The organism is Candidatus Eremiobacteraceae bacterium (assembly GCA_035295225.1).
Taxonomy (GTDB): domain Bacteria; phylum Vulcanimicrobiota; class Vulcanimicrobiia; order Eremiobacterales; family Eremiobacteraceae; genus JABCYQ01.
In genome coordinates, this window is record DATGJI010000049.1 from 25,486 (window position 1) to 51,371 (window position 25,886).

General features: G+C 63.9%; 27 protein-coding genes. 8 read left to right on the plus strand and 19 right to left on the minus strand.

Features of this window, described 5'->3' with window-relative positions:
* Nucleotides 1-7 precede the first annotated feature (7 nt).
* Together VKT51_07750 and VKT51_07755 are read left to right on the plus strand one after the other, a co-directional pair.
* Nucleotides 8-439, plus strand: a complete 432-nt coding sequence (locus VKT51_07750) for a GtrA family protein (GenBank protein HLJ84046.1) — start codon at nucleotides 8-10, stop codon at nucleotides 437-439.
* A complete protein-coding gene (locus VKT51_07755; GenBank protein HLJ84047.1) occupies nucleotides 436-1,926 on the plus strand; it encodes a glycosyltransferase family 39 protein in 1,491 nt (496 codons plus the stop codon). The genes VKT51_07750 and VKT51_07755 overlap by 4 nt, the downstream gene beginning before the upstream one ends.
* Here VKT51_07755 and VKT51_07760 read toward each other — a convergent pair.
* From VKT51_07760 to rpsB, 14 genes are all read right to left on the minus strand, one after another.
* Nucleotides 1,912-2,574, minus strand: coding sequence for a hypothetical protein (locus tag VKT51_07760; GenBank protein HLJ84048.1), 663 nt, complete (start codon nucleotides 2,572-2,574; stop codon nucleotides 1,912-1,914). The two genes, VKT51_07755 and VKT51_07760, sit on opposite strands and share 15 nt — an antisense overlap.
* Nucleotides 2,555-3,397: a DUF2837 family protein gene (locus VKT51_07765; GenBank protein HLJ84049.1), complete on the minus strand. Its 843-nt coding sequence runs from the start codon at nucleotides 3,395-3,397 to the stop codon at nucleotides 2,555-2,557. The genes VKT51_07760 and VKT51_07765 overlap by 20 nt, the downstream gene beginning before the upstream one ends.
* 9 nt (nucleotides 3,398-3,406) lie before the next feature.
* Nucleotides 3,407-4,684 (minus strand): pitrilysin family protein, encoded by a 1,278-nt coding sequence (locus VKT51_07770; GenBank protein ID HLJ84050.1) that lies wholly within the window; start codon nucleotides 4,682-4,684, stop codon nucleotides 3,407-3,409.
* On the minus strand, nucleotides 4,672-5,841 hold the full coding sequence (locus VKT51_07775) for a polysaccharide deacetylase family protein (GenBank protein HLJ84051.1): 1,170 nt from the start codon (nucleotides 5,839-5,841) through the stop codon (nucleotides 4,672-4,674). The genes VKT51_07770 and VKT51_07775 overlap by 13 nt, the downstream gene beginning before the upstream one ends.
* Before the next feature lie 12 nt (nucleotides 5,842-5,853).
* A complete protein-coding gene (gene proS / locus VKT51_07780) occupies nucleotides 5,854-7,299 on the minus strand; it encodes a proline--tRNA ligase (protein HLJ84052.1) in 1,446 nt (481 codons plus the stop codon).
* A gap of 36 nt (nucleotides 7,300-7,335) precedes the next feature.
* On the minus strand, nucleotides 7,336-8,745 hold the full coding sequence (locus tag VKT51_07785; GenBank protein ID HLJ84053.1) for a hypothetical protein: 1,410 nt from the start codon (nucleotides 8,743-8,745) through the stop codon (nucleotides 7,336-7,338).
* Between the two features lie 26 nt (nucleotides 8,746-8,771).
* Nucleotides 8,772-9,908 (minus strand): flavodoxin-dependent (E)-4-hydroxy-3-methylbut-2-enyl-diphosphate synthase, encoded by a 1,137-nt coding sequence (gene ispG / locus VKT51_07790; protein ID HLJ84054.1) that lies wholly within the window; start codon nucleotides 9,906-9,908, stop codon nucleotides 8,772-8,774.
* Entirely contained in the window at nucleotides 9,905-10,930 is a 1,026-nt protein-coding gene (locus tag VKT51_07795) for a M50 family metallopeptidase (GenBank protein HLJ84055.1), read from the minus strand. The genes ispG and VKT51_07795 overlap by 4 nt, the downstream gene beginning before the upstream one ends.
* Before the next feature lie 96 nt (nucleotides 10,931-11,026).
* Complete coding sequence (gene dxr / locus VKT51_07800) at nucleotides 11,027-12,202, minus strand: 1-deoxy-D-xylulose-5-phosphate reductoisomerase (protein ID HLJ84056.1); 1,176 nt, start codon at nucleotides 12,200-12,202, stop codon at nucleotides 11,027-11,029.
* A 12-nt stretch (nucleotides 12,203-12,214) separates the two neighbouring features.
* Nucleotides 12,215-13,072 carry a phosphatidate cytidylyltransferase gene (locus VKT51_07805; GenBank protein HLJ84057.1) on the minus strand — a complete coding sequence of 286 codons (858 nt, stop codon included), beginning with the start codon at nucleotides 13,070-13,072 and terminating at the stop codon, nucleotides 12,215-12,217.
* Complete coding sequence (gene frr / locus VKT51_07810) at nucleotides 13,069-13,590, minus strand: ribosome recycling factor (GenBank protein HLJ84058.1); 522 nt, start codon at nucleotides 13,588-13,590, stop codon at nucleotides 13,069-13,071. The genes VKT51_07805 and frr overlap by 4 nt, the downstream gene beginning before the upstream one ends.
* 16 nt (nucleotides 13,591-13,606) lie before the next feature.
* Complete coding sequence (gene pyrH / locus VKT51_07815) at nucleotides 13,607-14,365, minus strand: UMP kinase (protein HLJ84059.1); 759 nt, start codon at nucleotides 14,363-14,365, stop codon at nucleotides 13,607-13,609.
* A 2-nt stretch (nucleotides 14,366-14,367) separates the two neighbouring features.
* Complete coding sequence (locus VKT51_07820; protein ID HLJ84060.1) at nucleotides 14,368-14,922, minus strand: elongation factor Ts; 555 nt, start codon at nucleotides 14,920-14,922, stop codon at nucleotides 14,368-14,370.
* Between the two features lie 71 nt (nucleotides 14,923-14,993).
* Entirely contained in the window at nucleotides 14,994-15,758 is a 765-nt protein-coding gene (gene rpsB / locus VKT51_07825) for a 30S ribosomal protein S2 (GenBank protein ID HLJ84061.1), read from the minus strand.
* A gap of 203 nt (nucleotides 15,759-15,961) precedes the next feature.
* Here rpsB and VKT51_07830 point away from each other — a divergent pair, with 203 nt between their 5' ends.
* Nucleotides 15,962-16,888: an AAA family ATPase gene (locus tag VKT51_07830; GenBank protein HLJ84062.1), complete on the plus strand. Its 927-nt coding sequence runs from the start codon at nucleotides 15,962-15,964 to the stop codon at nucleotides 16,886-16,888.
* Nucleotides 16,885-17,592: a hypothetical protein gene (locus VKT51_07835; protein ID HLJ84063.1), complete on the plus strand. Its 708-nt coding sequence runs from the start codon at nucleotides 16,885-16,887 to the stop codon at nucleotides 17,590-17,592. Before VKT51_07830 ends, VKT51_07835 begins: the two co-directional genes overlap by 4 nt.
* A 3-nt stretch (nucleotides 17,593-17,595) precedes the next feature.
* Here VKT51_07835 and csrA read toward each other — a convergent pair whose 3' ends face one another.
* A complete protein-coding gene (gene csrA, locus VKT51_07840) occupies nucleotides 17,596-17,802 on the minus strand; it encodes a carbon storage regulator CsrA (GenBank protein ID HLJ84064.1) in 207 nt (68 codons plus the stop codon).
* A 96-nt stretch (nucleotides 17,803-17,898) separates the two neighbouring features.
* The gene (locus VKT51_07845) at nucleotides 17,899-18,174 is read right to left on the minus strand and encodes a hypothetical protein (protein ID HLJ84065.1); all 276 of its coding nucleotides are present in this window, start codon (nucleotides 18,172-18,174) and stop codon (nucleotides 17,899-17,901) included.
* Between the two features lie 182 nt (nucleotides 18,175-18,356).
* Between VKT51_07845 and VKT51_07850 the strand changes: the two genes are divergently transcribed.
* Both VKT51_07850 and VKT51_07855 read left to right on the plus strand, forming a co-directional pair.
* Complete coding sequence (locus VKT51_07850) at nucleotides 18,357-18,857, plus strand: TlpA disulfide reductase family protein (protein ID HLJ84066.1); 501 nt, start codon at nucleotides 18,357-18,359, stop codon at nucleotides 18,855-18,857.
* On the plus strand, nucleotides 18,854-20,422 hold the full coding sequence (locus VKT51_07855) for a long-chain-fatty-acid--CoA ligase (protein ID HLJ84067.1): 1,569 nt from the start codon (nucleotides 18,854-18,856) through the stop codon (nucleotides 20,420-20,422). The genes VKT51_07850 and VKT51_07855 overlap by 4 nt, the downstream gene beginning before the upstream one ends.
* 78 nt (nucleotides 20,423-20,500) lie before the next feature.
* On the opposite strand, the gene VKT51_07860 is transcribed toward VKT51_07855, so the two are convergent.
* Together VKT51_07860 and VKT51_07865 are read right to left on the minus strand one after the other, a co-directional pair.
* Nucleotides 20,501-21,277 carry an ABC transporter permease gene (locus VKT51_07860; protein HLJ84068.1) on the minus strand — a complete coding sequence of 259 codons (777 nt, stop codon included), beginning with the start codon at nucleotides 21,275-21,277 and terminating at the stop codon, nucleotides 20,501-20,503.
* Entirely contained in the window at nucleotides 21,274-22,194 is a 921-nt protein-coding gene (locus tag VKT51_07865; protein HLJ84069.1) for an ABC transporter ATP-binding protein, read from the minus strand. The genes VKT51_07860 and VKT51_07865 overlap by 4 nt, the downstream gene beginning before the upstream one ends.
* A 203-nt stretch (nucleotides 22,195-22,397) precedes the next feature.
* Here VKT51_07865 and VKT51_07870 point away from each other — a divergent pair, with 203 nt between their 5' ends.
* Complete coding sequence (locus VKT51_07870; GenBank protein ID HLJ84070.1) at nucleotides 22,398-23,855, plus strand: hypothetical protein; 1,458 nt, start codon at nucleotides 22,398-22,400, stop codon at nucleotides 23,853-23,855.
* Here VKT51_07870 and VKT51_07875 read toward each other — a convergent pair whose 3' ends face one another.
* Nucleotides 23,856-25,004: an aminotransferase class V-fold PLP-dependent enzyme gene (locus VKT51_07875; protein HLJ84071.1), complete on the minus strand. Its 1,149-nt coding sequence runs from the start codon at nucleotides 25,002-25,004 to the stop codon at nucleotides 23,856-23,858.
* Between the two features lie 89 nt (nucleotides 25,005-25,093).
* On the opposite strand from VKT51_07875, the gene VKT51_07880 reads away from it, so the two are divergent.
* Nucleotides 25,094-25,879, plus strand: a complete 786-nt coding sequence (locus VKT51_07880) for a CAP domain-containing protein (GenBank protein HLJ84072.1) — start codon at nucleotides 25,094-25,096, stop codon at nucleotides 25,877-25,879.
* Nucleotides 25,880-25,886: the final 7 nt, after the last annotated feature.

Genomic DNA, 25,886 nt, shown 5'->3' on the forward strand with positions numbered 1-25,886 from the left:
GCGCTCTGTGGCCATAAAACCGCGGCGAGGCGTTCGTCAGTTCTTCAAGTTCGGCGTGGTCGGCGCATCCGGCGCAGCGGTGAGTTTCGTCGTCTTTCACGCCCTGAATCATTACGGGATCATCAAGACGGTGGCGTTCGCGATCGGATTCCTACTGGGCGGCGTCAACAACTATTGGTGGAACCGCCACTGGACGTTTCGAAGCCGAGGTCATGCGGGCAAGGAGCTAGCGCAGTTCCTGGCGGTCTCCGCGCTCGCGCTTGCGGTGAGCGAACCCATCCTCATCGTCTTGGATCGCGCGCTTCCGGCAACGCTTGCTCACCGTCCTTCGTTCGTCTGGTTCGGAGCGACGCTGGCCGGCATGGCGATAAATTTCTTCGTCAATAAATATTGGACGTTTCGTCACACGCATCTCACCGAGGGCCGTGCGGACTCGTGACTGACGCCGTCCGGCGGCGGCTGCCGCTGCTCGGCGTTCTCGTGCTCGCGGCCGCGCTGCGGCTATACGGCTTGCACAACCCGATCTTGGACCACCCCGGATGGAGGCAAGGCGACGAAGCAGCGATCGCGCGCAACTTCGCTCAACTCGAGAACGACATCGGCAGGCCCCAGACAGATTACGACGGACCTCCGCCGAATTACGTGGAGCTCGAACTCCAAATCGTGCCCTATCTCGCCGCGCAGGCATATCGCGCTTTTGGCGTCCACGAGATCTTCGCGCGGCTCATCGTCATAGCGTTCAGCCTCGGCACGGTCGTGCTCTTGTATCTCTTCGGCCGTGACGTTTTCTCGCGGCGCGCCGGGCTGGTCGCCGCCCTTGCGTTTGCGGTCGCGCCGGGCGCCGTGTATTACGGCAGGACGTTCACGCCGGACACGGTCATGCTGTTCTTCATGACGGGCACGCTCTATTGGTGGTGGCGTTTTTGCGATCGCCGCGACCGTGCCGATTTCGCATGGGCCGTGATCTTCGGCGCGTTCGCGTGGCTTGCCAAACCGGTCGCGCTCATAGCGTTTGTTCCGATCGTCGCGCTGGAAGTGTCGCGCCGCTCTTGGCGGGGAATGCTACAAGACGGCTATCTCTATGCGTATGCCGTGCTCACGCTTATCCCCAGCTTCTTCTACTTCCGTCACGTGCACGACATCGCAGAGTGGCACTGGGCATCCGGCATCACGCAACTCCATGTCCTGCCTGCGCTGCGCACCGCTCTGACGTCTGCGCACGGCCTGCTCGGCGCCTTGCAAGGCATGCTCGCGCTCTTGCGCATGCTTGCGTCGACCGTCCTCGGGCCCGTGCTCTTCGCGACCGCAGTTTTCTCTTGGTTCGCTCTCCCGCGCGATGAGCGAGAGCGCGATCGTTTATGGTTCTTCGGCGGATGGCTCGCCGCGTTCGCCGCGTATGCCTTCACCGTCGTGAACGTCGAACGCGTCGACTACTATCTATTTCCTATACTGCCGCTCGCCGCGCTCATCACGGGCGGCGCGCTCGATAGTTTCGCCGGCTTACGCGCGCTGCGTGCGGACGTGCCCACGCTCGCCGCGCTCGGCGCCGCGCTGTTCGTGGTCGTCTACGCGAACATGCTCGAGATCCACGCTTACTACACGTGGAGCCGCCCGGTGTATTCGGCAGCAAGCGAACTCGACCGCGTGCTCCCCGAAGGGGCCCTCGTGGTCATGGGTCACTACGATCCGTCCGTGCTCTACGTCATAGGACGCAAGGGCTGGGAGGAAGATCCGCTGCTGTGGACCGTGCACGACATGCAGAGCGCTCAACGGAAGGGCGCGGCCTACTTCATCGCCGTCGAACTTCCGCGCCTGCGCGCGAACAAAGCGTTGTACGCATATCTGCAGCGCTTCGCACGCGTGCCGGTTTCATCGGGTTGGCGTGTGTACGACCTGCGGCGGCGGGCGCCGTCAGGGGATGGGTAGCAGTTCCGGCGCTTGTGTCTGCGCGGCTTCCCTGCGGTTCTCCGCGCCCGACTGCACGAGCGCGCGATAACTGACCAACCGTTGGGTCGAGCGGCGCGCTTCGAACTCGAGGTTGTACGAATCGACGATCGCTTTCGTGAGATGCCCCGTGTCGTAGTCGGCGCGAAACGTCTTCAGCTCTTTCGCTATCTGCTTGTTCGCGGAGACGATCGTCTTCAGACCATCGGTTATCGAAGTGCCCATCGTCTCATAGAGCGGATAGTTCGCCAAGACGACCTCACGGCGGATCTTCGCCTGCTCGATCTGCGTCGCAAGAGCCTGCGCGACCGAATCTGACGGCGCGTATGCAAGCGCTTGCGTGATATCCGCGCCGGCGGCATCGAGCTTACTGTCGGTGAACTCGGCTTTGGCGCGCAGCGATAATGCCGTGGCGAGTCCCGCCCGAGCCCGCACGTTCTTGGAATCGAGCCGCAGCGCCAATTCGTATTCACCGAGCGCTTCGGCGACGTTCCCCGATTTCAGCGCGGCATCGCCTTGCGACGTGCGCAGGTCCACCATCCAGCGGGAAGCGCCTCCGCATCCTCCGGCGGCCAGCGCCATCGCAAGGACGAAGGCGGCTGCGAGCGGTCTAGCGGTGGTGGATGCCATGGTCATAGAGGAATCTTGCGACATGCGCGATCACTCCCGCTGCCGGCACGAGCAGCACTTGCGACAAGAGCGTGCCGACGATGCCGGTCAGCACGAGATACAGCAACATTGCTTTCACATCCGCTTCCGGACGTTGTTCGAGCGCCGTCTGGTCCGTGATGAGCGCGGCGGCCGGATCGACGATGAGCGTCAGCGTGATTGTCGCGACGCCCGTGATCAGACCGGAGAGCGCGATGCAGGTAGCGGTCACTTCGGGCGCCAGCACGCTCGCATACAGACTCGAGAGCGGTCCGGCGACCCAGAACGCGGTGACGACGACGTTCCAGATGAGAAACGATTTCGGCAACGCCTTTGCCTGGTAGCGCAGCGTCGCGGCCGTCGGAATCCGGAATTCCGAGAAGACCCACGTGAAGACGGACGGAGATGCGAGCCGCCCGAGCGCGGCGATGAGCGATCCTGAGCGTTCGAACGATCCGATCCCGCGCGCGAGAATGCGAGCTGACCACGGGATGAGCGCGCCGCCTATCGCAGCGCCGAAGGTGGCCGCGATCATGACGAGGCGAAGGCTTGCGTCGAAGCCGGTGACGTCGTGCGTGCTTCGCGCATGATCGGTGAGCGACGAAAGCAGCGGCGCGTAAAAGAGGTTGAGCAGCCTGCCGGTCGTGGCGAACAGGTTGAAGAGCGTCAAGCCGGTCGCGACGCGCTTCGTCCGCACGCCGGCGAGACGCGCCGCGCCCGATGCCATCTGCAGGGCCTGGGCGAACATGTACAGGACAGCGGCGACGATCAGGTAGAGGTCGGGGAAATGGCGGAATACGTCCACAGCCGCGCCTTATGCTGACTGGGCTAACGCGTCGCCGTCAAACGCCTCGTCAACCGGACCGACCACCGTCATCGCGAAACTTCCGGATGCGAACATCGACGCGGCCAGCGCATCGACCTCCGGCTTCGTCACCGCGTCGATACGCTCGGCGACTTCGGCCGCCGGCACGTTGCGGCCGACATTGAATTCCGTGCGCCCCAATCGCAGCATGCGCGTGCTCGTGCTCTCAAGGGAAAGCAGCATGCCGCCCTTGAGGTGTTCTTTCGCGCGTGCCACTTCGAGATCGCTGACGCCCGCGGCGGCCATGTGCGCGAGCTCCGAGCGGATCAGACGGACGACTTCTGCCGCGTTTTGCGGCCGCGCCGCGGCGGCCACCGCAAACGTTCCCCCGGGCCGATACGCGTTGTGCATCGAGTACACGCTGTAGACGAGGCCGCGCTTCTCGCGGATCTCCTGGAAGAGCCGCGAGGCCATGCCGCCCCCGAGTATCGCGTCGAGGACCGAGACGATGTACCGCCGCTCGTCGGAGACAGCCATACCTTCGACCCCGATGAGGATATACGTCTGCTCGCAGTCCTTGCGCTGGACCACGCGAACCGGATAGAACTCGGGCCGCGCGACGTCTGCGGGCGATAACCCGCCGCGCATCTGGCCGAGCAGACGTTCTGTCTGCGTGACGAATTCGTCGTGATCGACGTTGCCCGCCGCCGTGAGCACCACCGCCGCGGGTGAATAGTGGGCGCTCATGTACGAACGGATGAGCTCGGGCGTCAATCCCGACACGGTGGATGCATAGCCGATGATCGGCTCCCCGAGAGGGCTGCCTGACCAGGCGGATTTCAAGAACAGATCTTGGTTTATCTCGTCGGGCGAATCGTCGTACATGCGGATCTCTTCAAGCACGACCTGCTGTTCTTTGCGCAGTTCCACCGGATCGAAGTTCGAGTGCAAAAACATATCCGCGAGCACCTCTAGCGCAAGCGGGCCATGCTCATCGACGACACGCGCATGATAGCACGTCGCTTCTTTGTCGGTGAAGGCATTGAGATTTCCCCCGATCGAATCCATCAGCTCGGCGATCTCGCGCGCGCTGCGTGTCGGGGTGCCCTTGAACAGCATGTGCTCGATGACGTGGGAGATGCCGCGCTGGCCGGACTCCTCGTGCGCCGATCCGATGCCGACCCACAGACCGAGACTTATGCTGCGCACGTGCGCGATGCGCTCCGTGATGACCCGGATGCCGTTGCGCAGCGTCGATTTGCGATAGGTATCGTTCAGTTCCGCCATGCTCGATTTCGTCGATTCAGATCTGCGGCCCAGGCCGCATCGATGTATGCTCGCTCCGGCGCACGCCCGCGGATCACCGCGATCGAGAATACCGTGCGATCGGTAGGTACGGCCAGGTCACCGGCGACCGTCGCCCCGGCCGGCACAGGTTGCGGCACGACCGCCCACACGTCAACTTCGCCGACGCTCGGCGCGGCGGCAAGCGCCGCCGCCGCCATGTCGCGTGCGTCCGCCTCAAATCCGTCGGGCGTCACGGGCGCATGCAGCCCGCGGCCGGATAACATGATGCCGGCGACGGTCGCCGGCGGCACGTTCAAAACGCGGACCTTCTCGATCGGCTCGGAATACGAGTTCTGCAGGAGCCGGACGCCGATGAGTTCGGCTATGGGAGCATCGTTCCCCTCGGCGCGTTCGCGCGCGATCGAGACGAGCGCAGCTTGGCTCGGTGCTGCGGGTCCGGCGAACGCGCCCGCCCCGAGGACCGTGCGGAACAGCGCGACGCCGGCGCCGTGCAGCACCCGGTATCTCGGTAAGGCGAAGAGGTCGGTCATCGCTCGCGGTCCGATTCTGCCAGGTTCGGTCGTGAACGCGGCGCCGATCCCGGCGCGCGCGAGCGTTGCTTCGACGCGCGAGTCCCAGCGGCCGGCGGGGTACGCAAAATCGCTCACCGGTGCTTTTGTCCACGATTGCAGAGCGGCGATCGAATCGTCGATCTCGGCGGCGCGCGCCGTCGCGGAGAGCAGGGTCAAGTCGGAGTGATGGACGGTGTGCGCGCCGAGCTCCATGCCCTGTTCGTTCAGGCTGCGCACTTGCGCGACCGAAACGTGGCCGGCCGTTCCGACCAGACCGGTCGAGATGAAGAACGTGCCAACTGCGCCGTCTGCGACGAGCAGCGGGGCCGCGATCGTCGAAGCATCGGCGTAGCCGTCATCGAAGGTCAAGGCGACTTCGCACGGAGCGAGCTCGCCGTCGCGCGCATCGCGGACCAACTGAGCGGCGCGCACGAGCGTGCAACCACGCCGGCGCAGCCACAAGAGCTGTTGCGCGAATTCTTGCGGAGAGACCGTCAGCGCGCGAGCGTATCGACCGGGGGGCGAGTCAGGCGCCACGTGGTGGTACATGAACACCGCCGCGACCGCCGCAACAACGATCCGCATCGGCCCGCCGCGTCAGTACGAACGCGCGAAAAACGCGCGGACGGGCGCAGGACATCCGCAGTACGCGCAGAGCGCCCCAGGATCCGCGGGGCCCGAGATGACGCGCGACACGGCGCTGGTCTCCGCTTTGATGGAAAGCTCGCACTCGGTGCGCGCGCACCACGCAGCTGAGACGAAGCCTGTCTGCGCGACGAGCCCGTCGACGAACGACTTCCGGTCGTGCGCGACCACGGTCCGGCGATTCCGCTCGTCGAGCGCGCGCGCGTGCAGCGACCGTTGGATATCGGCGAGGATCTCGACGACGCGCGCCGCGAGCTGTTCGCGCGGCACGGCGATTTTTTCAAGCGTATCGCGGCGCGCGAGCGTCACCTGCCCCGCCGCGATATCGCGGGGGCCGATCTCAGCGCGCAGAGGCACGCCGCGCATTTCCCACTCGTTGAACTTCCAGGGCGCGGTCTGTTCCTGCCGGTCGTCCACATGCGTTCGCGCGACGCCTTGGAGCAATGCTTCGATTTCGCGAGCGGCGATCGCGACGGAATCGTCCCCTTTCTTCGGAATAGGGACGACGACGACTTGGTGCGGCGCGATGGCAGGCGGCAGGACGAGGCCGCGATCGTCGCCATGCACCATGATGACGCCGCCCAAAATCCGCCACGAGACGCCCCACGATGTGGTCCACGCGTGCTTGATCTGTTCGTCCACATCCGTGAACTTGATATCGTAGGCTTTTGCGAAGTGCTGGCCGAGCTCGTGCGACGTGCCGGCTTGTAGCGCTTTGCCGTCGGGCATGAGCGCCTCGATGGCGAATGTCGCGGCCGCGCCAGCGAATTTTTCGTGGTCGCTCTTCTGACCGGTGATCACCGGCAGACAGAGGACGTCCTCCGCCACGGACCGGTAGATCTCGAGCATGCGCTGCACTTCTTCTGCCGCTTCGGCCTGCGTCGCGTGCGCCGTGTGCCCTTCTTGCCACAGAAATTCCAGCGTTCTCAAAAACGGGCGGGTGGCTTTCTCCCAACGCACGACGTTCGCCCACTGATTGATCAAGATCGGCAGGTCGCGATGCGACTGGATCCAGCGTGCGTACATCATGCCGATGATGACTTCGGACGTCGGCCGGATCGCGAGCCGTTCCGTGAGTTTTTCGCCCCCGCCCTCGGTCACCCAGGCGACCTCCGGCGCAAAACCCTCCACGTGCTCGGCTTCGCGCGCAAGCAAGCTCTCGGGTATGAAGAGCGGGAAATACGCGTTCTGATGGCCGCTGGCTTTGAAGCGGCGATCGAATTCCTCGCGGATCAGATCCCATATCGCGAAGCCGTACGGGCGGAGCACGATGCAGCCGCGCACGGGCGCATAGTCCACGAGCTGCGCGCGCAAACAGACCTGCGTGTACCAGTCCGAAAGATCCGCGCCTTTCGGTGGAATGCTCTTCATCTCTCGCTTGGCCGCATCATCGCGCATGCGGTTCAATTCCGGCGGCCAGTGCAAAACCCTTGGTCACGTGTGGAAGAACGCGATGCGCACAGATTCGCCCGGCACGTCGCGCGGGAAATACCATTGTCCGCCGAGCTGATACGTCGCGGCCAAGAAGTGTGCGATGCGCAATCGCGGATCCACCTGATACGGTTGATACTCGATATACCAGATGCGCGCATGGCCGCGCAACGCTTCGATGGTGGACTGCACATCGTCAGGCGAGAGAAGGCCGCCGTACGTCCTGCCCGCCAGCAGGTCTGTGCGGTCGATGACGCGGATCGGCGTGCCGCGGACGAAGACAAAGACGTCTTGCGGAGCCGCACTTGACCGGAGCACGCGCTCCACGGCCGGCCAGTCCGCGGTGTAGTTCGACGGAATGGCGGCGTATGCGATTGCTTGCGCCGCGAGCGCCGCGCCGGCTGCCGCAAGCGCGATGCGTGCCGCAAAGCGACGGGAATGCAAAGCCTCGGCAACTGCCACGCCGAGCCACGCGCACAACGCGTACGCGGCGACGAGGTAGTAGCGGTCCATATACAACGCCTTGTGCGTTGCGATCGCCGCGGCGACCGTCAACGCCGCAGGCAACGCGAGGTACGGAAGCATTGTCGAGCCGGCCCGCCGCAATGTTGCCACAAACGCCCAGATCGCGGCGAGCCAGACCAGCGCTGACAACGCCATCAGTACCGGCCCTTGTGCAAAGGGCGCGATCGTCGCCTGCGCGGCGAGGGCGGCGATGGATCCTGGAACGTCGTTCAACTCTTGCGCAAATGCGAGACCGCCGCGCGGGGACTGGTGGAGGAAGACCGGCAGTTGCGGCAGCCACGAACAGATCGCGACCATGGCGCCGATGAGCCCGCGAACGAGCGCGCCGCGCCGCGCGACGAGAAGAAAAGCCAGTTGGGCCGCGAGAAAGAAAAAGCCGAGGTAGAGCAGCCAGATGCTGATCGCGCTGCAGGCCGTCCATCCTATCCATGCGCAGCGCCGCGCAGTCGGCGAGACAGCGCCGCCCGACACCGCGATCGACAGCAGCACGAACGATGCCACAATAGCGGCGTCGAATGGAGCGTACATGCGGATCATGCCGTCGTAGTAGATAAGCGAAGGCATCAACGCGGCAGCGCCGCCTGCGGCGACGGCGGCGCCCGGCTCCATGTTCCAGACGAGAAGCAGACGCATGAGCAACCAGACGGAGAGCGTGCCGAGCAGCGCCATCGCGATCCGCACGACGACGTCCGGAGCATGGAGCGCGACGAACGGTTTGAGGAAGAACGTGAAACCGGGCGGATGGACATCCGCGTGATAGAGATAGGCTAGGGCATCGCTCGCCTTCTCGCCCGCGAGCTGCAGCGACAGTCCCTCATCCACATGGAGCGGTCGCGCGACCGCTTCGTAGATGCGCAAGGCCGCGGCCGCAATAAGGACCGCGGCCATGCCGCGACCGGCGGACCAGAACCTGCTCAACGATAGCCGGGATATCGCTCGGCGATAACTTTTTCTATCTCCTCGCGAAGGCCGCCTAAGAGTTCCGCCTCGGGCAATGAGCGCACTTTCACGCCGTCGCGATAGATGAGCCCCATCCCCTTACCGCCGGCGATGCCCACATCCGCCATGGATGCTTCACCCGGTCCGTTGACGGCGCAGCCCATGACTGCGACCTTTACCGGCGCGCGATATTCCGCCGTCACCTGTTCGACGAGTTCCGCGAGCTTGAGGATATCGACTTGCACGCGGCCACACGAAGGGCATGCGGTGATCTCCGGTCCGCGCTCGCGCAGGCCGAGCGATTTCAAAATCTCCCAGCAGACGGGAACCTCTTCGATCGGGTCTGCGGCAAGCGATACGCGGATTGTGTCGCCTATGCCCTCGGCCAGCAAGATACCAAGTCCCACGCTGCTCTTCACCGTTCCGGTGCGCAGCGTACCGGCTTCGGTGATGCCGAGATGGAGCGGATAGTCGCACTCGGCCGCGAGCATACGATAGGCGAGCACCGTCGAGCGCACGTCATGCGCCTTCAGCGATACGACGGTGTCGAAAAAATCGAGCTCCTCAAGGATGCGGATGTGCCGGCGCGCGGATTCTACCATGCCTGCCGGCGTGCGTCCGAGCGACTGGACGATGTCGGGCGCGAGCGAGCCCATGTTCACGCCGATGCGGATCGGCATGGACTGCGCCTTGGCCGCGCGCACGACCTCGCGGACCTTCTGCGCATCGCGGATGTTGCCAGGGTTCAGGCGCAGTTTATCCCAGCCGGCCTCGATGGCTGCCAGAGCAAAGCGGTGGTCGAAATGGATGTCGGCGACCAACGGTACGCTTGCGCCTTGTTTGATCTTCTTGCACGCTGCCGCGGCTTTCTGATCCGGCACGGAGATGCGGACGATCTCGCAGCCCGCCGCAGCCAGCCGCTCCACTTGGTCGAGCGTGGCGGCCCAATCATCGGTCTTGGTCGTGGTCATGGACTGCACGCTGATCGGCGCCCCGCCGCCGATCGCGATTCGTCCGACGTTCACGCGGCGCGCGGCGCGCCGAGGAGCAAGCGGAGGCTGCGCGTCGCGTTCGCGCACGCCGCTCCACTGCGGAACCTGATCGAGCGTCACAGGCCTCCCTTTCCGGAGACCCATTGTGCGATGTCGTGGTAGGTCACCACGATGAACAGCAGCATGATCACCGCGAAACCGGTGAGATGCACAAGGCCTTCTTTCTCAGGGTCGACCGGTCGTCCGCGCACGCCTTCCACGACGAGGAACGCTAAGCGGCCGCCATCGAGCGCCGGGATCGGCAAGAGATTGAACAAAGCGAGCACGACCGAAAGGTCGCCGGCGATCGTGAGCACGTAGATCGCGCCCGATTGCTCAGCCTGGATCACGATCCGTGCCACACCGACGGTGCCATGGATCGCGGACGAGTCGCGGCGCTGTATCGCGCTCACGATCGATGTCACCTCGAGGTTGACGAAATCGCCGACGTTCGTAAAACCGAAACCAAGCGCCGCGAGCGCAGATCCCTGAACGAAAGTTGTTCTCGGTATGAAGCCGAGGAGCCCAACCGTGGCGCCGTTGGGAAGCGTGCTCGATTCCGTCGTGATCCGATAGTGAAGGATCGCTTTACCGCGACGCACATCGACGGTCACCGGTTTGACGACTTCACGATGGATCGAATCGACGAGTTGGTCGCCGCTCTTCACGGGTTGACCGTTGAAGGCGACGATCTCGTCTCCCGCCAGCAGCCCGGCACGCGCTGCGGGCGCACCGGGAATCACCGAATCGATGATGTTGGTCCTGCCCGTCGGCACGCCGAACGTGAAGCCGATCAGCGCGTAGATCGCAACGGCGAGTATAAGGTTGAAAACCGGTCCCGCCAAAATGATGACGAACCGCTGCCAAAGCTTTTTGTGCTGAAAATTGCCGGGGTCGGCAGTCCCGTCGTCGGCGGTGTCCTCGCCTCGCATCTTGCAGTAGCCGCCTAACGGCAGCGCGTTAATGCTGTACGCGGTGCCGCCGCGGGTGACGGATGCGAGCCTTGGGCCGAAGCCGACCGCGAACTCCTCGACGTGAACCCCGAAGCGCTTCGCAAAGACGAAATGCCCGAATTCGTGGAATACGACGAGGACGGCAAGCATGAGGAGAAAGACCGCGACTTGCCAGATGACCGCGGGGTCGAAGGCGAGGAGCAGAGCGACGATAGCCGGACTTCCGATGACTTTTTCTTCCGTGCGCTAGTGCGCGGCTGCGAGTATTGCGGCGTGTGCGTGCGCGCGCGCCCAACGGTCCGCGTCCGCCACCGCCTCTTCGGAGACGATGTGGCTCTCGTGGGCCTCGAGCGCGCCGGCGACCAGCGCTGCGATGTCGGTGAGTTGGATTTTCCCCGCAAGATATGCCCGTCCTGCCTCTTCGTTCGCCGCCGAGAGCACGGCGGGATACGTACCGCCGCGCGCGAGGGCGTCATAGGCGAGGCGAAGGCAAGGGAACCGCGCGTCGTCGACGGGCTCGAATGCCAGCGTCGTCGCGCGACCTCCGAGTCCGATCGCGCGGCGCGTCGGTTCTGCGCCGGGCCCCGAGGGAAGACGCTGCGGGTACGCGAGCGCGAACCCGATCGGAACACGCATGTCGGGCGACGCCAACTGCGACTTGACGCTGCCATCGCGGAAGAGCACGAAGGCGTGTACGATGCTTTCGCGGTGGACGACGACTTCGATCTGTTTTCCCGAAAGGCCGAAGAGTCTGCTCGCTTCGATCACTTCGAGACCTTTGTTCATGAGCGTCGCGGAATCGATCGAGTTCTTCGCGCCCATGACCCACGTCGGGTGGCGCATGGCTTGCGCCGGAGACGCGTGCCGCATCTCGTCGAACGAGCAGTCCCAAAAAGGACCGCCGCTCGCCGTGAGGACAACGCTCGCGACGTCATCAGACCGTTCACCCTGCAGACACTGAAAAACAGCGCTGTGTTCTGAGTCGACCGGCAGCACGCGCGCGCCCGCGCGCGCTGCATCCGCGATGAGGAGATCGCCGGCCGCGACGATGATCTCTTTGTTCGAAAGCGCGACGTCGATGCCGGCACGCGTCGCGGCGAAAACCGCGCGCCACGCCGCCATGCCGTCGGTCGCCGCGAGCAGCCGATCGGCGCCGCTTTCGATCGCGCACGCGCGTAAGCCGTCTGCACCCCAAACGATGCGCGGCTCGTAGTCGAGGGCTCCGGCCAAGCGCTCCACGTATTCGCGCTTTCCCACCGACAGGACGGCCGGGCGGAGCTTGTTCGCCTGGGAAGCCAAGACGTCGATGCTCGAGTTGGCGGCCAGCGCACACGCGCGGAACCGATCGCCGTGCGATGCGATGACCTCCAAAGCTTGACGGCCGATGGATCCGGTGGATCCCAGCACCGCGATCGAGCGCATGACTCTTCTTCTCTAGAGCCGCCCGGCCGCGCCGAGCACCGTGTACGCGATAAAGCCCGCGACGAGATAGGAGTCGAAGCGGTCGAGCACGCCGCCATGTCCGGGCATGATCTCACCGGAATCCTTGACGTGTGCGTTGCGTTTCAGCGCGGATTCCACGAGGTCCCCGACGACGGCCGCGCACGAGACCGCGAATCCGAACAACAGCCCAAGCCACCATGGCGCCGCGATCTGCGGTGCCTGAGCCAAGAGCGTCGCCGCGCCGGTCGCGACGAGGCACGCGGCGATCGCACCTTCCCACGTCTTACGCGGTGAGAGGTGCGGGGCGAGCGGAGTCCGTCCGATGCGCAGGCCGACGACCATTCCGACGATGTCCGTGAGCGCGACGACGACGATCGTCCAAATCGTGATCGCGATGCCATGCACGACGGAGCCGCTCTTGTCGAGCAGCAAGAAATATGAAAGCGGTTTTCCGAGGTAGAGCGCCGCGAACGCGGTCCGGCTCGAGCGCTCGAAAAATGTGGCTGTGCCGTGCCGGAAAGCCGAGAGCAACGAACCGAGGACGATAAAGCCGACGAGAGCGGATTCGAATCGCTGCAGTTGGCCGAGGAGCGGCAAGATGACGTAGGCGAGACTGCCGCAGAGCGAGACCGGAAGCGAGAAGTCGCCGCCGGCGCGGCGCGCCAGATTGCGAAGTTCGATTATGCCGAACGTGGCGATGATCGCGAGGATGAACGCGAGCGCGGGAGGATAGAACACCGAGCCGAGACCCGCGGCTGCGACGAGCGCGCCATTGAGCACGCGCCGCCCGCTCAAGGCCGCGCCAAAACCGGCTGCGGGGACGATTCCGGCGGCTGGCCCGGCGCTCACACCTCCATGATCTCCTTTTCCTTGCCTTGCACAAGCGCGTCCACGTCGCCGATATAGCGATCGGTCAGCTTCTGCACGTGGTCGTTCGCCCGGCGGAACTCGTCTTCGCTGACTTTCGCGTCCTTATGCATGGCCTTGAGGTGATCGTGGCCGTCGCGCCGGATATTTCGGATCGCGATGCGGCCCTCTTCTGCCCGTTTGTGGACGAGCTTCACGAGGTCTCTGCGCCGTTCTTCGTTGAGCGAGGGAATGCCCAGACGGACGACGTTGCCGTCGACATTCGGCGTGATGCCAAGGTCGGATTTCTCGATGGCTTTACGCACGTCGCCGATCAGCGACTTGTCGTGCGGCTGCACCAAGAGGCTTCGCGCGTCGGGGACGCTGATATTCGCGATGTGTTTGAGCGGCATCTCGCTGCCATACGCCTCGACCAGGATATGGTCGAGCAGCGCTGCGTTAGCGCGGCCCGTGCGGATCGACGTGAACTCGGCGCGCGCGTTCTCGACCGCCTTTTTCATGCGCTCTTCCAGGTCTTTATACAGTTGGGGCAACATCGGCTTGCGCCCTCCCGACGAACGTTCCGATCGGTTCGCCCCAGATGACGCGGCGGATGTTGCCGCTGCGCATGAGCTCGAAGACGACGATCGGCAGTGAGTTGTCCATGCACAACGTCAGCGCCGTGTTGTCCATGACCTCAAGGCCGAGCTTGAGCACCTCCAAGTAATCGAGCGTGCGGAAGCGCACGGCGGCGGGATCCTTTTTCGGGTCCGCGCTGTAGACGCCGTCGACCTGTGTGGCTTTGAGAATCGCTTCGGCGCCGATTTCGAGCGCGCGCAGCGCCGCAGTGGTGTCCGTGGTGAAATACGGATTGCCCGTGCCACCTGCGAAGATCACAACGCGGCCCTTCTCCAAGTGGCGGATCGCGCGCCGGCGGATGTACGGTTCGGCCACTTGGTGCATCGAGATCGCGGTCTGAACTCGCGTCGTGACGCCGCTGTTCTCGAGCGCGTCTTGCAGCGCCAAGCCGTTGATCACCGTCGCGAGCATTCCCATGTAATCGGCGGTCGACCGATCCATTTCCGAGCCGGCGGCGCGACCGCGCCAGATATTCCCGCCGCCGATCACGCAGGCGACCTGAACGCCGGCCTGCGCCACTTCCTTGATCTGATTCGCGATCAGATACAGCTTCTCGGCGTCGATCTGCTCGCCGCCCTTGGCCGCGAACGCTTCGCCACTGAGCTTCAGCAGGACGCGCCGGTAGATCGGTTTGTCCGGCGCTCCGTTCTCAGTCATCGTTAGTTATCGCCGATGTCAAAGCGGGCGAATCGCCGCAGGCGGATATTCTCGCCGAGCACGCCGACCGCGCTTCGGATGAGATCGGCGATCGTCTTGCTCTCATCGCGGACGTACGGCTGGTCGAGCAGGACGGACTCCTCGTAGTACTTTTCGATCTTCGAGCCGAGCTCTGCTTCCTTGGCCTGGCGGACGTCCGCAGGCACGTCCTCGCGCCGGACGTACAGCGGTCGCGCTGCACATATGTGCACCGCGATATCGTGTGCCAGGCGCTGGAATTGATCGTTCTTCGCGACGAAGTCGGTCTCGCACGCAAGCTCGACGAGTACGCCCATGCGGCCGCCTTGGTGGATGTAGTGCCCGATGATGCCCTCGCGGACTTCACGGTCGGCCTTTTTCTCGGCGAGCTGCTGGCCGCGCTTGAGCAGAAGTTCGGTGGCCTTCGCCATATCGCCGCCGGCTTCGGCGAGTGCCCGCCTGCAATCCATGATGGGCGCTGTGGTCGCCTCGCGCAACCGCTTGATCTCTTGCGCGCTCGGCGCGTAGTCAACTGTCATCGAACTGATTCTCGCTCCATCTCATCCTTGTAATACGGAGGGCAAGCGCTGCTTGCCCTCCTGGTGCGTCTTCAAGCCGTCGCGGGACTCGGCTCCGGCATAGCGGCCGGCGCGGGCGGAGCCGGCGGCGGTTGAGCGGCGGCCTCGCTGGATTCGCCGCCGGATTCCGCTTCCGTACGGCCCTCGATCACCGCGTCGGCGATCTTTCCGGCCATCAGCTTTACCGCTCTGATCGCGTCGTCGTTGCCCGGAATCGCGAAGTCGATCTCGTCGGGATCGCAGTTCGTGTCCACGACCGCGATGATCGGGATTTTGAGCTTGCGGGCCTCAAGCACCGCGATGCGCTCTTTGCGCGGATCGATGATGAACAGGGCGTCGGGCAGACGCGGCATATCCTTTATGCCGCCCAAGAAGCGCTCGAGGCGCTGCAGCTCGTCATCGAGGCGGCTGACCTCTTTTTTGGGCAGGACATCGAACGATCCGGTATCGCGCATCCGCTCGAGTTCCCGCAGGCGCGTGATGCGCTTCTGCATGGTCTGGAAATTTGTGAGCGTGCCGCCGAGCCAGCGCTGCGTGACGTAGTACATCCCGCAGCGATCGGCTTCTTCCTTGATCGCGTCTTGCGCTTGCTTTTTTGTGCCGACGAACAGAAATATCTTGTTGCGCCGCGACATCTCTTTGACGGCGGAATACACTTGGCGCATCTTCACCACCGTCTTCTGGAGATCGATGATGTAGATTCCGTTACGCTCTTGAAAGATGTACTTCGCCATCTTGGGATTCCAGCGGCGTGTCTGATGGCCGAAATGCACGCCGGCTTCAAGCAGCTGCTTCATGGAGATGACGGATGCGGAGGCAGACAAAAGAGACCTACTTTCCAACCGGACCTGGCGGACCGGCCACGTCATTACGTTTGCTAGGACCGGAAACGGCCCTAAGTTTGGCAGCGGCCGATAGCTTCGGCCTTTTGCCCACGGTAGTATAGCACAGCCGGTGGTCTGGCGCAAATCCACACGGCGAGGGGCGAGCCAAACGTCGCTTGAAAGTCTGCGCGATGTTCCGCGACGCCTTTGGGCTGCGAACCGACCCATTTCTCGATACCGCAGATCCTTCATTCTACTACGAGACGCTGGCCTGCGCGCATGGAAAGCGACGTCTTTCCGACTGCCTTTCTCTGGGGCAAGGGCTCGCCGTCGTCGTCGGTGCCATAGGCGCCGGCAAGACCGCGCTGCTCAACGCGGTACAGGACACGCTGCTCGCGTCGGACCGAAATATGGTGGCATCCATCCTCGATCCCTCGTTCGAAGATGAGTCGGCCTTGCTCGATGGCATCTGCGCTGCTTTTGGATTTCCCGCGACTGCCGCCACCGCGCGCGCTGCAAAGGATGAGTTGAAGCGTTCGCTCTTCGCGACATCGGCCGACCCGGAACGCCAAGCCGTCCTCTTCATCGACGAGGGGCAACTGCTCCAGCCGCCCGCTCTCGAATGTCTCCGCTCGCTGCTGAACTATCAATTAGATGACCGTAAACTTCTTTCAGTGGTCATCGCCGGTCAACCCGAACTCGCAGTCAATCTGCAAGCGCAGCTCAATCTGAGCGACAGGATCGCGCTGCTCTTGCACCTTCAGCCGCTCACGGAGAGTGACGCTGCAGCGCTCTTGCAGCATCGCCTGCGCAAGGCGGGTTATTCGCGACCGGACCCGCCCTTCGATCCGGATGCGGCGGCGTTGCTCTGGAGACTCTCCGGCGGATTGCCGCGACGATTGACGTATCTCGCGCGAGAAAGCATGGAAGATGCGGCGCAATCCGGCCGCGATCGCGTCGCGGTCCGCGACGTCGAGACCGCCGACGCTCGCTCTCTCGCGCGCATCGCCCCGGTGCCGGCGCCAAGCCTGGCGCACAGCCACGCCGAACATACACAGAGGTCGGCGCGTCCCTGGTGGGCCTTCTGGCAGAAAGCTTCATGAACTCCGACGACGCGAGGCTATCGGCCGATATGCTGCTCGTTCGAGCTCGCCGGAACCGGATGCAGGCGCGTTTACATACGACCGCGCGACCAGGCGAGAGAGCACCGGCTGCCCCCGAGGATCTCCTCGTCGCCGACGATGACGCGATCATTGACCCGGGATCGGAGGACACCGAAGCCGCCGAGCCTCTCGCCGAGAGGCAATCGCTGTCGCCCGGCTTCACCTTCTTGCGGCCGCTGGACGGGGTCAGCCTCGCGGGTGTCGCGTGGTCCGGCTCGATCGAGCACGCGGTTTTGCAAGACGCGATCGGTTGCGCGCCTGCCAATCGCGACGCACGCTACGCAATGCTGCTGCAAAGCATCCCGGATCGACCGCTCTCGGGCGCGCAGCGCGGAGAACCCGCGCTCTGCGTGACCATATCTCCCGCCGATCTCGCGTTCCTCGAGCGCGCGCTCGAGCGGGCCGACCGCGGCCAGCGCGAGCGCCTCGCGTGCGCAGCGTTGCTTCCGAACGCACTTTCGGATGCGCCTTCAGCCGCGACGGCGGCAGCGGCGCATTCGCTCGCGGACTATCGCTCGGTCGCATTGGTCGCAGCGTGGCGCGGCCTCACCGGGCTCGCGGTATCCGCCGAAAGCGCGCGCGAACTCGAAGCCTCTGCAGCGCGGCTGCTCTCGACGATGCGTGCGTTCCTCGGAGAAACCTAGGGTTTAAACGACCGTGGCGGGCTGCCTGATGCCGTCCAGTTTGACGACGTGTGATTCGCGTTCGCGAAGAACTTCCGAGCGGTGGACGGGTATGGAACGCGGCGCCGTGATACCCAATTTGACCTGATCGCCTCCGACGGCGACGATCGTGATCCGGATGTCATCCCCGATGACGATCTCTTGATTGAGCTTGCGGGTCAAAACAAGCATTGCGGCCACCGTACGAAGTCAGTGCCAAAAGGGGACTCTGCCGTTCCACCGGCGGCGAGGACCATCCTCCGGCGGGCGTTCCGGCTGCCGGAAAGGCTATTCGGCGGTGAGACCGGCCGCCAGCCGGCCGAGGAGCGCCTCGACGATTTCCGCGCTCGAGATGAAATATTTGCCTTTGCGGACCTTTGCGCGCAATTCGTGCACGACGATATCTCGTTCTTCAGGCATGAGATCCAGGAACTGACGCAGCGCTTCATCCCGCTTCGTCTTCGCGACCGGGGGACTCGCGGTTTTCGTCGTCTCTCCGATCGCGAGCCGGTCGCGCAAGTAGGCGTCGACGGCGGCTTTGACCTGGCGCGCGGATATCTTCATGTTCGTGATACCATCGGCCGCGTGTTGACGTTAGTGAAGGGAGGGCTCATCACACACGGCCAAGTCCGTCCCGATTCTCACTTTGGTTGGTCCATCGCGCCGTCGCATCGTATAACTGTTGTGAATCTGGTCACGATGCGCGCGCGACGCGCTCACACTGCACACGAGGTATACGATCACCGATGAGGACCCTGCTTTACACCGCCGCGATCGCCGCGCTGATCGCCGTCGGACAGCCGCTCACTGCAGCGGCAGACGTGCCGCTTGCCGTCGGCAAACCGGCGCCGCCGATCGCGCTGTTGTCGGTCGACGGCAAGTCGATCACGCTTGCGCAATTCAAAGGCCGGCCGCTCTACGTGAATTTTTTTGCCAGCTGGTGTCAGCCATGCAAGCTTGAGCTCCCGTTCATCGTCAAGCAATATCCGGCTTACAAATCCCGCGTCGCATTTCTCGGCATCGACGAGCTGGAGTCGCCCGCGCAAGTGAACGCTTTTGTGAAGCAGATCGGTCTGCCGTACCTGATCGGCCTCGATCCCGGCCCGGCCGGCAGCTCGTACGAGATACAGAGTCTCCCGAAAAGCATCTTCATCGATAAGCACGGGATTGTCCGCGCGATCTGGCGAGGCTACATAACGCCGACGATCTTCCGGCAGAACATGGACGTGATCGCCGGTTCCCCGTGAACCTGGCGCTCGTCGTATCTGAGTTCCTCGACCGGGCGCGCTCGCTCTACGGATCGGAGCTCGCGGTCACGTGCGGTCCGGTTCAACTGACGTACCGCCAGCTCGCCGAACGGGTCGACCGGCTTTCCGTCGGGCTCTTGGGACTCGGCGTCAAGCGCGGCGACGTCGTCGCGTATGTGTCGTTCAATTGTCACCGGCTGCTTGAGGGCTACTACGCCGTTCCGCAGCTCGGCGCCGTGCTACTGCCGATCAACATCCGGTTGACGACGCGCGAGATCGCATACATTCTTAGCGACGCCGGCGCGAGCACCGTGATCCTGGACAGGGCGCTGGCACCGCTCATCGCGCCCATCATCAGAGATCTGCCGGCGCTGCGCAGCGTCGTCCTCATGGGGGATGCCGCGGCCGATCCGTCGGTCGACGGCGTCGACTACGAATTGATGCTGTCGAGCGCGCGGACGTCGTTCGAGCGGCCCGAGCTCCACGAGTTGGACGTGGCAGAGCTCTTCTACACGAGCGGCACGACTGCGCAACCCAAAGGCGTCATGCTCACCCAGCGGCAGCTGTATCTGCACGCTCTGCACGCGCTGATGAGCATCCGCTGCGATGATATGACGGTGCTGCTGCACAGCATCCCGCTCTTTCACGTGAACGGTTGGGGCTCTCCCCACTTCATCACGCTTGTCGGCGGACGACACGTCATGCTCGCGCGATTCGATCCGGCCCAAGTCCTCGCGACGATCGAGCGCGAACGCGTGACGATGGTTTTTTTGGTGCCGACGATGGCGCATGCGCTTGCGGCCGATCCCTCGTGGCAGACGCGCGATCTTCGTTCGTTACAGCGCGTCATGCTCGGCGGCGCAGCAGCTTCGCCGAGTTTACTCCGCGTGCTCGATACGAGGCTTCCCGATTGCATCGTGACGTGCGGCTACGGTCTCTCCGAAACGTCGCCCGTTCTGAGCGTCGCGAACGTCAAGCGCGGCGGCGCGACGTCGGCCGATGAATCGCGCGATGTCCGCGGAACCGCCGGGTTGCCGATCCCCGGAGCGACGATCGAGGCGATGGACGACGATGGCGCGTTGTTGCCGCACGACGCCGTCAGCTGCGGCGAGATCGTGGTCCGGTCAAACTGGGTCATGGACGGCTACTGGCGTCAGCCTGAGGCTACCGCCGCTGCGATGGCGCACGGCTGGTTCCACACGGGCGACGTCGGCTCCATCGATCCCGACGGATACGTCCGAATCGTGGACCGCAAGAAAGACATCATCATCACCGGCGGCGAGAATGTTCCGTCCATCGAGATAGAAAAAGCCATCTACGAACACCCGGCCGTCGCCGAATGCGCGGTCATCGCTGCACCCGACGAACACTGGGGCGAAATCCCGCTCGCGATTGTCGTGCGCAAGCCGGGCGCCGGCGCAGGCGAATCGGAAATCATCGAGCACTGCCGGCGTATTCTCGCGAGCTTCAAGGTGCCGCGCCGAGTCGTGTTCGCGGACGCGCCGCTTCCGAAAGGGGGCACCGGCAAGATCCTCAAGCGCGAACTCCGCGACCGCTACCTTTAGCTATCGCCGAAACCTTGTCTGAAGGGGCCGACGCCAGTCGGCCCACGTTTCAAGCCGGCCCTTAGGCACGCGACGTGCTCAGCCGGAGAGGCGGCGGCGTAAGACGCGCTGCGGCAGCCAGACGACGAGGACTATCGCAACGGCCAGCCAGCCCACTTCTTCGAGCGTGCCGATCGTGGGCGTGCCGGCGATCAGGGAGCGGCACGCGATGACCGCGTGATAGAGCGGCGTGGCCCACGCGACATCCTGCGTCCAACGCGGTAACCTATCCAAAGGAAAGAACACCCCGGCGAACATCACGAGCGGCGTCACCAGCAGCGCGAAGTAATAGAAGAGATGTTCCGGCGTTTTGACGATGAACGCGACATAGAGTGCCGGAATCGCGAAGAGCACGCCGGTGAGCGCGAGCACCGGAAGACAGAGCAGCGCCAGCCACGAGTGCACGAGACCGAGCGCAGCGATCACGCCGAGAAAGATGGCGCCGTACAGCGTCGCGCGGAACGCCTGCCAGAGATACTCGCCGGCTGCGATCTCCTCCGGTTCGACCGGTGCGGTGACCATGGATTCATAGACGCCGTTCGTCGTCAGCCGCTCGTAGCCGCCCCACGCAGCGTCGAACGTAGCGGCGTTGACTGCGGTCAGCGCGAGCATGCCCGGACCGAGATACTGCAATAGAGACCCATGACCGCCGAAGCTGAAATACGCGCCGAAGCCGTAGCCGAAGGCAACGAAATACACGATCGGCTCAACGATGTTGATCGTGATGCTCGACCAGGCGAACGTCTTCCACGCGAGGAGATTGCGGCGGAACACCCGCCACGCATTCGGTCGAAAAAAGGCGCGCAACGGATTCAATCGCGCAGCTCCCGGCCCGTGATGTTCAAGAAGACGTCTTCCAGCGTGGCCGGTCTAGCGACATGCCGCTGCAGCTCGATACCGTGCGCCGTAAGCGCGCGCAGCAAGGCCCCGTTGTCGAGCGTGTAGAGATAATCGGTGGCGCCGAGCCGTTCGCGCCGGACGAGCAGGCCCCCGGCCGCCGCTGCAAGCGCGGCGCCGTCCGCGCCGCTGACCTCGAGCACATCGGGCGCGGCGTAGGCGGCGATGAGTTCCGCCGGCGTGCCTAAGGCGAAGATGCGGCCTTCGTCCATGATCGCGATGCGATCGCAAAGACGCGCTGCCTCGTCCATATAGTGTGTCGTGAGTACGATCGTGAGGCCGCTTCGCTTCAGCGCCGCTAGCGTTTCCCAGACGAGCAGGCGTGCCTGTGGGTCCAAGCCCGTCGTCGGCTCGTCGAGGATCAACAGTTCGGGATCGGTCACAAGCGCCTTGGCGATGACCAACCGCCGCTGCATCCCGCCGGACAGATCCCTCACCCGGTCGCGCGTACGCCCTGAGAGGTTGAGCAGCGCAAGAGCGTTCTCTGATTTTGCTTTGCATCGGGCCGCCGGGATATCGAAAAACGACGCATACGTCAGCAGGTTATCGAGAACGCTCAATTCCGGATCGAGCGCGTTCGCCTGCGTCACGACGCCGAGCCTGCGTCGAATCTCAGCTGAATGCGAAGCGGCGTCGAGGTCCACGACGCGCAACGTGCCGCTCGTGGCACCGATCCGGCAATAGACCATCTTCATCGTCGTGGTCTTGCCGGCACCGTTGACCCCGAGAAATCCGAAACACTCCTGCCGGCGGATGTCGAAGTCTATCCCGCGAACGGCGCGTACGGCGCCGTAATTTTTTGTGAGCCGCCGCGCTTCGACTATCGTTTCCGACATGACCGGCGCGGATTCGTCGCGCGGACGAAAGCAGCCTTGGCGGTCCGGCGCCGGAAGGAGTGGACACAAATGCCGGGCAAACGGGCTCGGCGAAATCTATGCGACGATAAGGATCCGTTCGTGATACGCCACCTCTTCCGGATGAACAAGCAACCGAAACTGCCGCCGGCGTGTCCAAGCCGCACGCCTCACGGAGGCTGTTGATGCGCGCACCGTGCAGCGCAAACGCGCACGAAGTACTCTCCCCTCCCGACAGGGCGCGTTACGTCGCAGAGCATCTTCCCCCGGATCTCTTCCGCAGCGTCGCCGGACCGGACCAAGCGGAGGTCGCCCAGACCGCTTGGCGCATCTCTCCGGAACCGTTCCCTCTCAAGCCATCCACGGTCGCGGCGTTCAAAATCCTTGGCGCCGATCTGCTCGCGTTTTATCGCGCTGTCAACAAACTGTATTATCGCAGCGTGCGCAGGACGGCCCCGCCGTTCATAGCCGAATATCTCGAGATGGGCAAGCCGGAGCACATCGTCCGGCTGCAGCGGCAAAACCGCTTCAAGAACGACATCCCCGGCGTGATCAGGCCCGACGTCATCCTCACCGATGACGGATTTATCGCGAGCGAATTGGACTCCGTACCCGGCGGTCTCGGCTTTGTCGGCGCGATGGGCGAGACGTACTGTCAGCTCGGCTTCGATCAGATCGGCGAGTTCGATGGAATCGTGCGCGGCTTCGTGCAAATGCTGAGCGCGCTGACGAACGGCAAAGAGAAACCGGTGGTCGCGATCACGATCTCGCGCGAATCGCATGACTATCGCGGCGAGATGGACTGGCTTGCGGGCGCGGTGACTCGCACCGGTCTAGCGGAGGCGGTCGCGGTCTCACCCGACGAGGTCATCTTCACCGAAGAGGCGCTGGTCGTGGACACGCCGGAGGGCCGGCGCAAAGTCGACGTCCTCTATCGGTTCTTCGAACTCTTCGATCTGCTCAACATTCCTAAACAAGAACTCATGCTTTATTCGGCGCGGCACAAACGCGTCGCATTCACCCCGCCGCCGAAGTCGTTCCTCGAGGAGAAACTGCTTTTCGCTCTGTTCCACAACCCTGCTCTCGAGACGCTCTGGCGCAAGGAGCTCGGGTCGGAGACGTTTGAGCGCCTGATAAAGATATTTCCGCAGACGTGGATACTCGATCCGCGCCCGCTGCCGCCGCAGGCCGCGATCGCCGGATTGAACACCGATGGCCGTCCGCTGCAGGCATGGAGCCAGCTGTACGGGTTATCCAAATCGGAGCGGCAGTTCGTCGTCAAGCCGTCGGGTTTCAGCGAACTCGCGTGGGGCAGCAGGGGCGTGCATGTCGCGAACGATCTCACGCACGACGAATGGATGGCCGTCATCGACGGCGGTCTCGCGATCTTCGAGCGCACACCGCACATCCTGCAGCGCTTCCACAAAGGCAAGCGCATTCAAGTTTCGTACCTGGACAACGTCACCGGCGGCGTCCGGCCGATGGATGGCCGCGTTCGGCTCTGTCCTTACTATTTCGTCGCGGGCGACGAAGCCGTGCTTTCCGGCGTCCTCGCCACGATCGCGCCGGCCGACAAGCGCCTCATTCATGGGATGAGCGACGCAGTCATGACGACGGCGCAAGTCTCCGACACCGGCTACTGATCAGACGATCGCGTCGAGCACGCGATCGATGTCGGCCGCGGTGTTGTACCCGTGCGGCGCAACGCGAACTCCCGATTCTCTCACGGTGACTTGAACGCGCGCGTCGTCAACGCGACGCTGCAGTTCGGCCACGCTACGGCCCCCGCGTCCGACCAACACGATGCCCGACCTCGTTCCCTGCGCGACGGAACTCAAGACATCGAGGCCAGCTCGGCCGCAACCCGCGATCAGCCGGTCCGTCAGCGCGAGCACGTGCGTTTCTATTTTTTCGAATCCGGCCTTGTCGAGCAGCCGCAGACTCTCGCCGAAAGCGATCAAGCCTGGGTAGTTGATCGTTCCCCCTTCGAATCGGGCGGCGCCGGTTGCGAATTCTTGCGCGTAGTCGAGGAAGTTCATCGGGTCTCGGACCGAGCGCCATGAAGCAGACGTGGGCCGGAGGCGATCGCAAAGATCGCGGCTCACAAAAACGACGCTCAAGCCCTGTGGCGAAAGCAGCCATTTCGCCACGCCGAAGTAGCACAGATCCGCTCCGCATGCGCGCACGTCCAAAGGAAGCTGTCCAAAGCCCTGGATCGCGTCGATCGCGAAGATGATGCCGCGTTCACGGCACCACGCTCCGAGCGCCGCAAGATCATGGCGATAGCCGTCGCCAAAGCTGACAAACGAAACGGCGACAAGACGCGTGCGCGGACTTGAGACGCGCTCGAGCGTCTCAACCGTCAGCCGCTCCTTCGGTGCGCGCAGGAGCTTCACACGCACGCCTTTGTCACGCAGGGAAAGCCATGGATAGGCGTTCGCGCCGAACTCATTGTCGGTCAACACGATCTCGTCGCCGGCCCGCCAGTCGATGCCGTTGGCGCCCAGGAGCGCGCCGTCCGACGTCGCGCGCATGAACGCGATCTCATCGCTTTCGGCATTGATCGCCGCGGCGACCGCAGCGCGAACGTCTTCCTTACGGGATTCGATATCGAGGATGCCGTTGCAACCATCGGCCATCTGAGCATCCATCGCGGCGACCATCGCGGCATGCGCGGGCCGCGGCAGCGGGCCCACCGCCGCATGGTTGCAATACGCCCAGCGCTCGCAGACAGGGAACAGCGCTTGGTCGAGCGGCGAAGTGCCGACCGTCACATTGTTTGCGATCGTCAACGTTTTGTGGTCTCCGTCACCGCGCCGCGCACGCGTTTCTGGGAACAATCGATTCGATGCGTTGAACAAGGGAGACCACCGTACCTTCGATGCTCCGACGACCTGCATTCACGTTGTGCGCGACGATCGCCGCGCTGACTTTGGCATGCATGCAATGCGCGCCGGCTTCGTCGATCCCGACGCTCGCGGATGGCGAGCACGTTCTCGTCGCAGTCGAGCCGCTGCTCGCATCCATGCAGATCGCATACTCCCTCAACGCCGGTCACTTGGTCGTGGGCGACCACGCGTACATCGGGCCCATGGTCATCGACGACGGGCTGCACTACGCGGAGTCGCGCGCCATCGCGAGTTTTCTCAACCTCTCCATCGTGTACGAAAACGGCGTGATGACGTTCGCGCCGCCCGCCCCGCGTTCCGGAGCCGGGAGCGCTGCTCCGCCCGACGACATGATGCGGGCACTGCGCGATCGGCTGCTCGGCCTGCTGAATGCGCATCGCGCGGCCGCCGGACTTCGTCCGCTCGCCTTCGACAGCACCGCCGGTTCTGCGGCAGAGATGCAGGCCGAAGATATGGAAAACGCAGGCATCATGCGTCACACGGACAGCATGGGGCGCAGCCCGTTTGAGCGCTTCAAGAGCTTCGGCGGTCGTGCGTCGCTCTACGGTGAGAATGTCGCCTATTACGGGCTCCAGCTCAGCGACGAGCAGAATCTGTGGACCGCGATCGATAAACTCGATGCGATGATGATGGCCGAACAGCCGCCCGACGACGGCCACCGCCGGGCCATCCTCAATCCCGCATTTCAGTCGGTTGGATTCGGCCTCGCTTCAGGATCGAACGGGATCTATCTCGCCGAGGATTTCTTCGCGCGCTAACGCGCTC

Coding starts and splice junctions, on each gene's coding strand:
- VKT51_07760 (HLJ84048.1), bottom strand. CDS start 2,574: ATGGCATCCACCACCGCTAGACCGCTCGCAGCCGCCTTCGTCCTTGCG.
- VKT51_07770 (HLJ84050.1), bottom strand. CDS start 4,684: ATGGCGGAACTGAACGATACCTATCGCAAATCGACGCTGCGCAACGGC.
- VKT51_07775 (HLJ84051.1), bottom strand. CDS start 5,841: ATGCGGATCGTTGTTGCGGCGGTCGCGGCGGTGTTCATGTACCACCAC.
- proS (HLJ84052.1), bottom strand. CDS start 7,299: ATGCGCGATGATGCGGCCAAGCGAGAGATGAAGAGCATTCCACCGAAA.
- VKT51_07785 (HLJ84053.1), bottom strand. CDS start 8,745: ATGGCCGCGGTCCTTATTGCGGCCGCGGCCTTGCGCATCTACGAAGCG.
- VKT51_07795 (HLJ84055.1), bottom strand. CDS start 10,930: ATGCTTGCCGTCCTCGTCGTATTCCACGAATTCGGGCATTTCGTCTTT.
- dxr (HLJ84056.1), bottom strand. CDS start 12,202: ATGCGCTCGATCGCGGTGCTGGGATCCACCGGATCCATCGGCCGTCAA.
- frr (HLJ84058.1), bottom strand. CDS start 13,590: ATGAAAAAGGCGGTCGAGAACGCGCGCGCCGAGTTCACGTCGATCCGC.
- pyrH (HLJ84059.1), bottom strand. CDS start 14,365: ATGACTGAGAACGGAGCGCCGGACAAACCGATCTACCGGCGCGTCCTG.
- VKT51_07820 (HLJ84060.1), bottom strand. CDS start 14,922: ATGACAGTTGACTACGCGCCGAGCGCGCAAGAGATCAAGCGGTTGCGC.
- rpsB (HLJ84061.1), bottom strand. CDS start 15,758: ATGAAGCAGCTGCTTGAAGCCGGCGTGCATTTCGGCCATCAGACACGC.
- VKT51_07835 (HLJ84063.1), top strand. CDS start 16,885: ATGAACTCCGACGACGCGAGGCTATCGGCCGATATGCTGCTCGTTCGA.
- csrA (HLJ84064.1), bottom strand. CDS start 17,802: ATGCTTGTTTTGACCCGCAAGCTCAATCAAGAGATCGTCATCGGGGAT.
- VKT51_07845 (HLJ84065.1), bottom strand. CDS start 18,174: ATGAAGATATCCGCGCGCCAGGTCAAAGCCGCCGTCGACGCCTACTTG.
- VKT51_07850 (HLJ84066.1), top strand. CDS start 18,357: ATGAGGACCCTGCTTTACACCGCCGCGATCGCCGCGCTGATCGCCGTC.
- VKT51_07865 (HLJ84069.1), bottom strand. CDS start 22,194: ATGTCGGAAACGATAGTCGAAGCGCGGCGGCTCACAAAAAATTACGGC.
- VKT51_07870 (HLJ84070.1), top strand. CDS start 22,398: ATGCGCGCACCGTGCAGCGCAAACGCGCACGAAGTACTCTCCCCTCCC.
- VKT51_07880 (HLJ84072.1), top strand. CDS start 25,094: ATGCTCCGACGACCTGCATTCACGTTGTGCGCGACGATCGCCGCGCTG.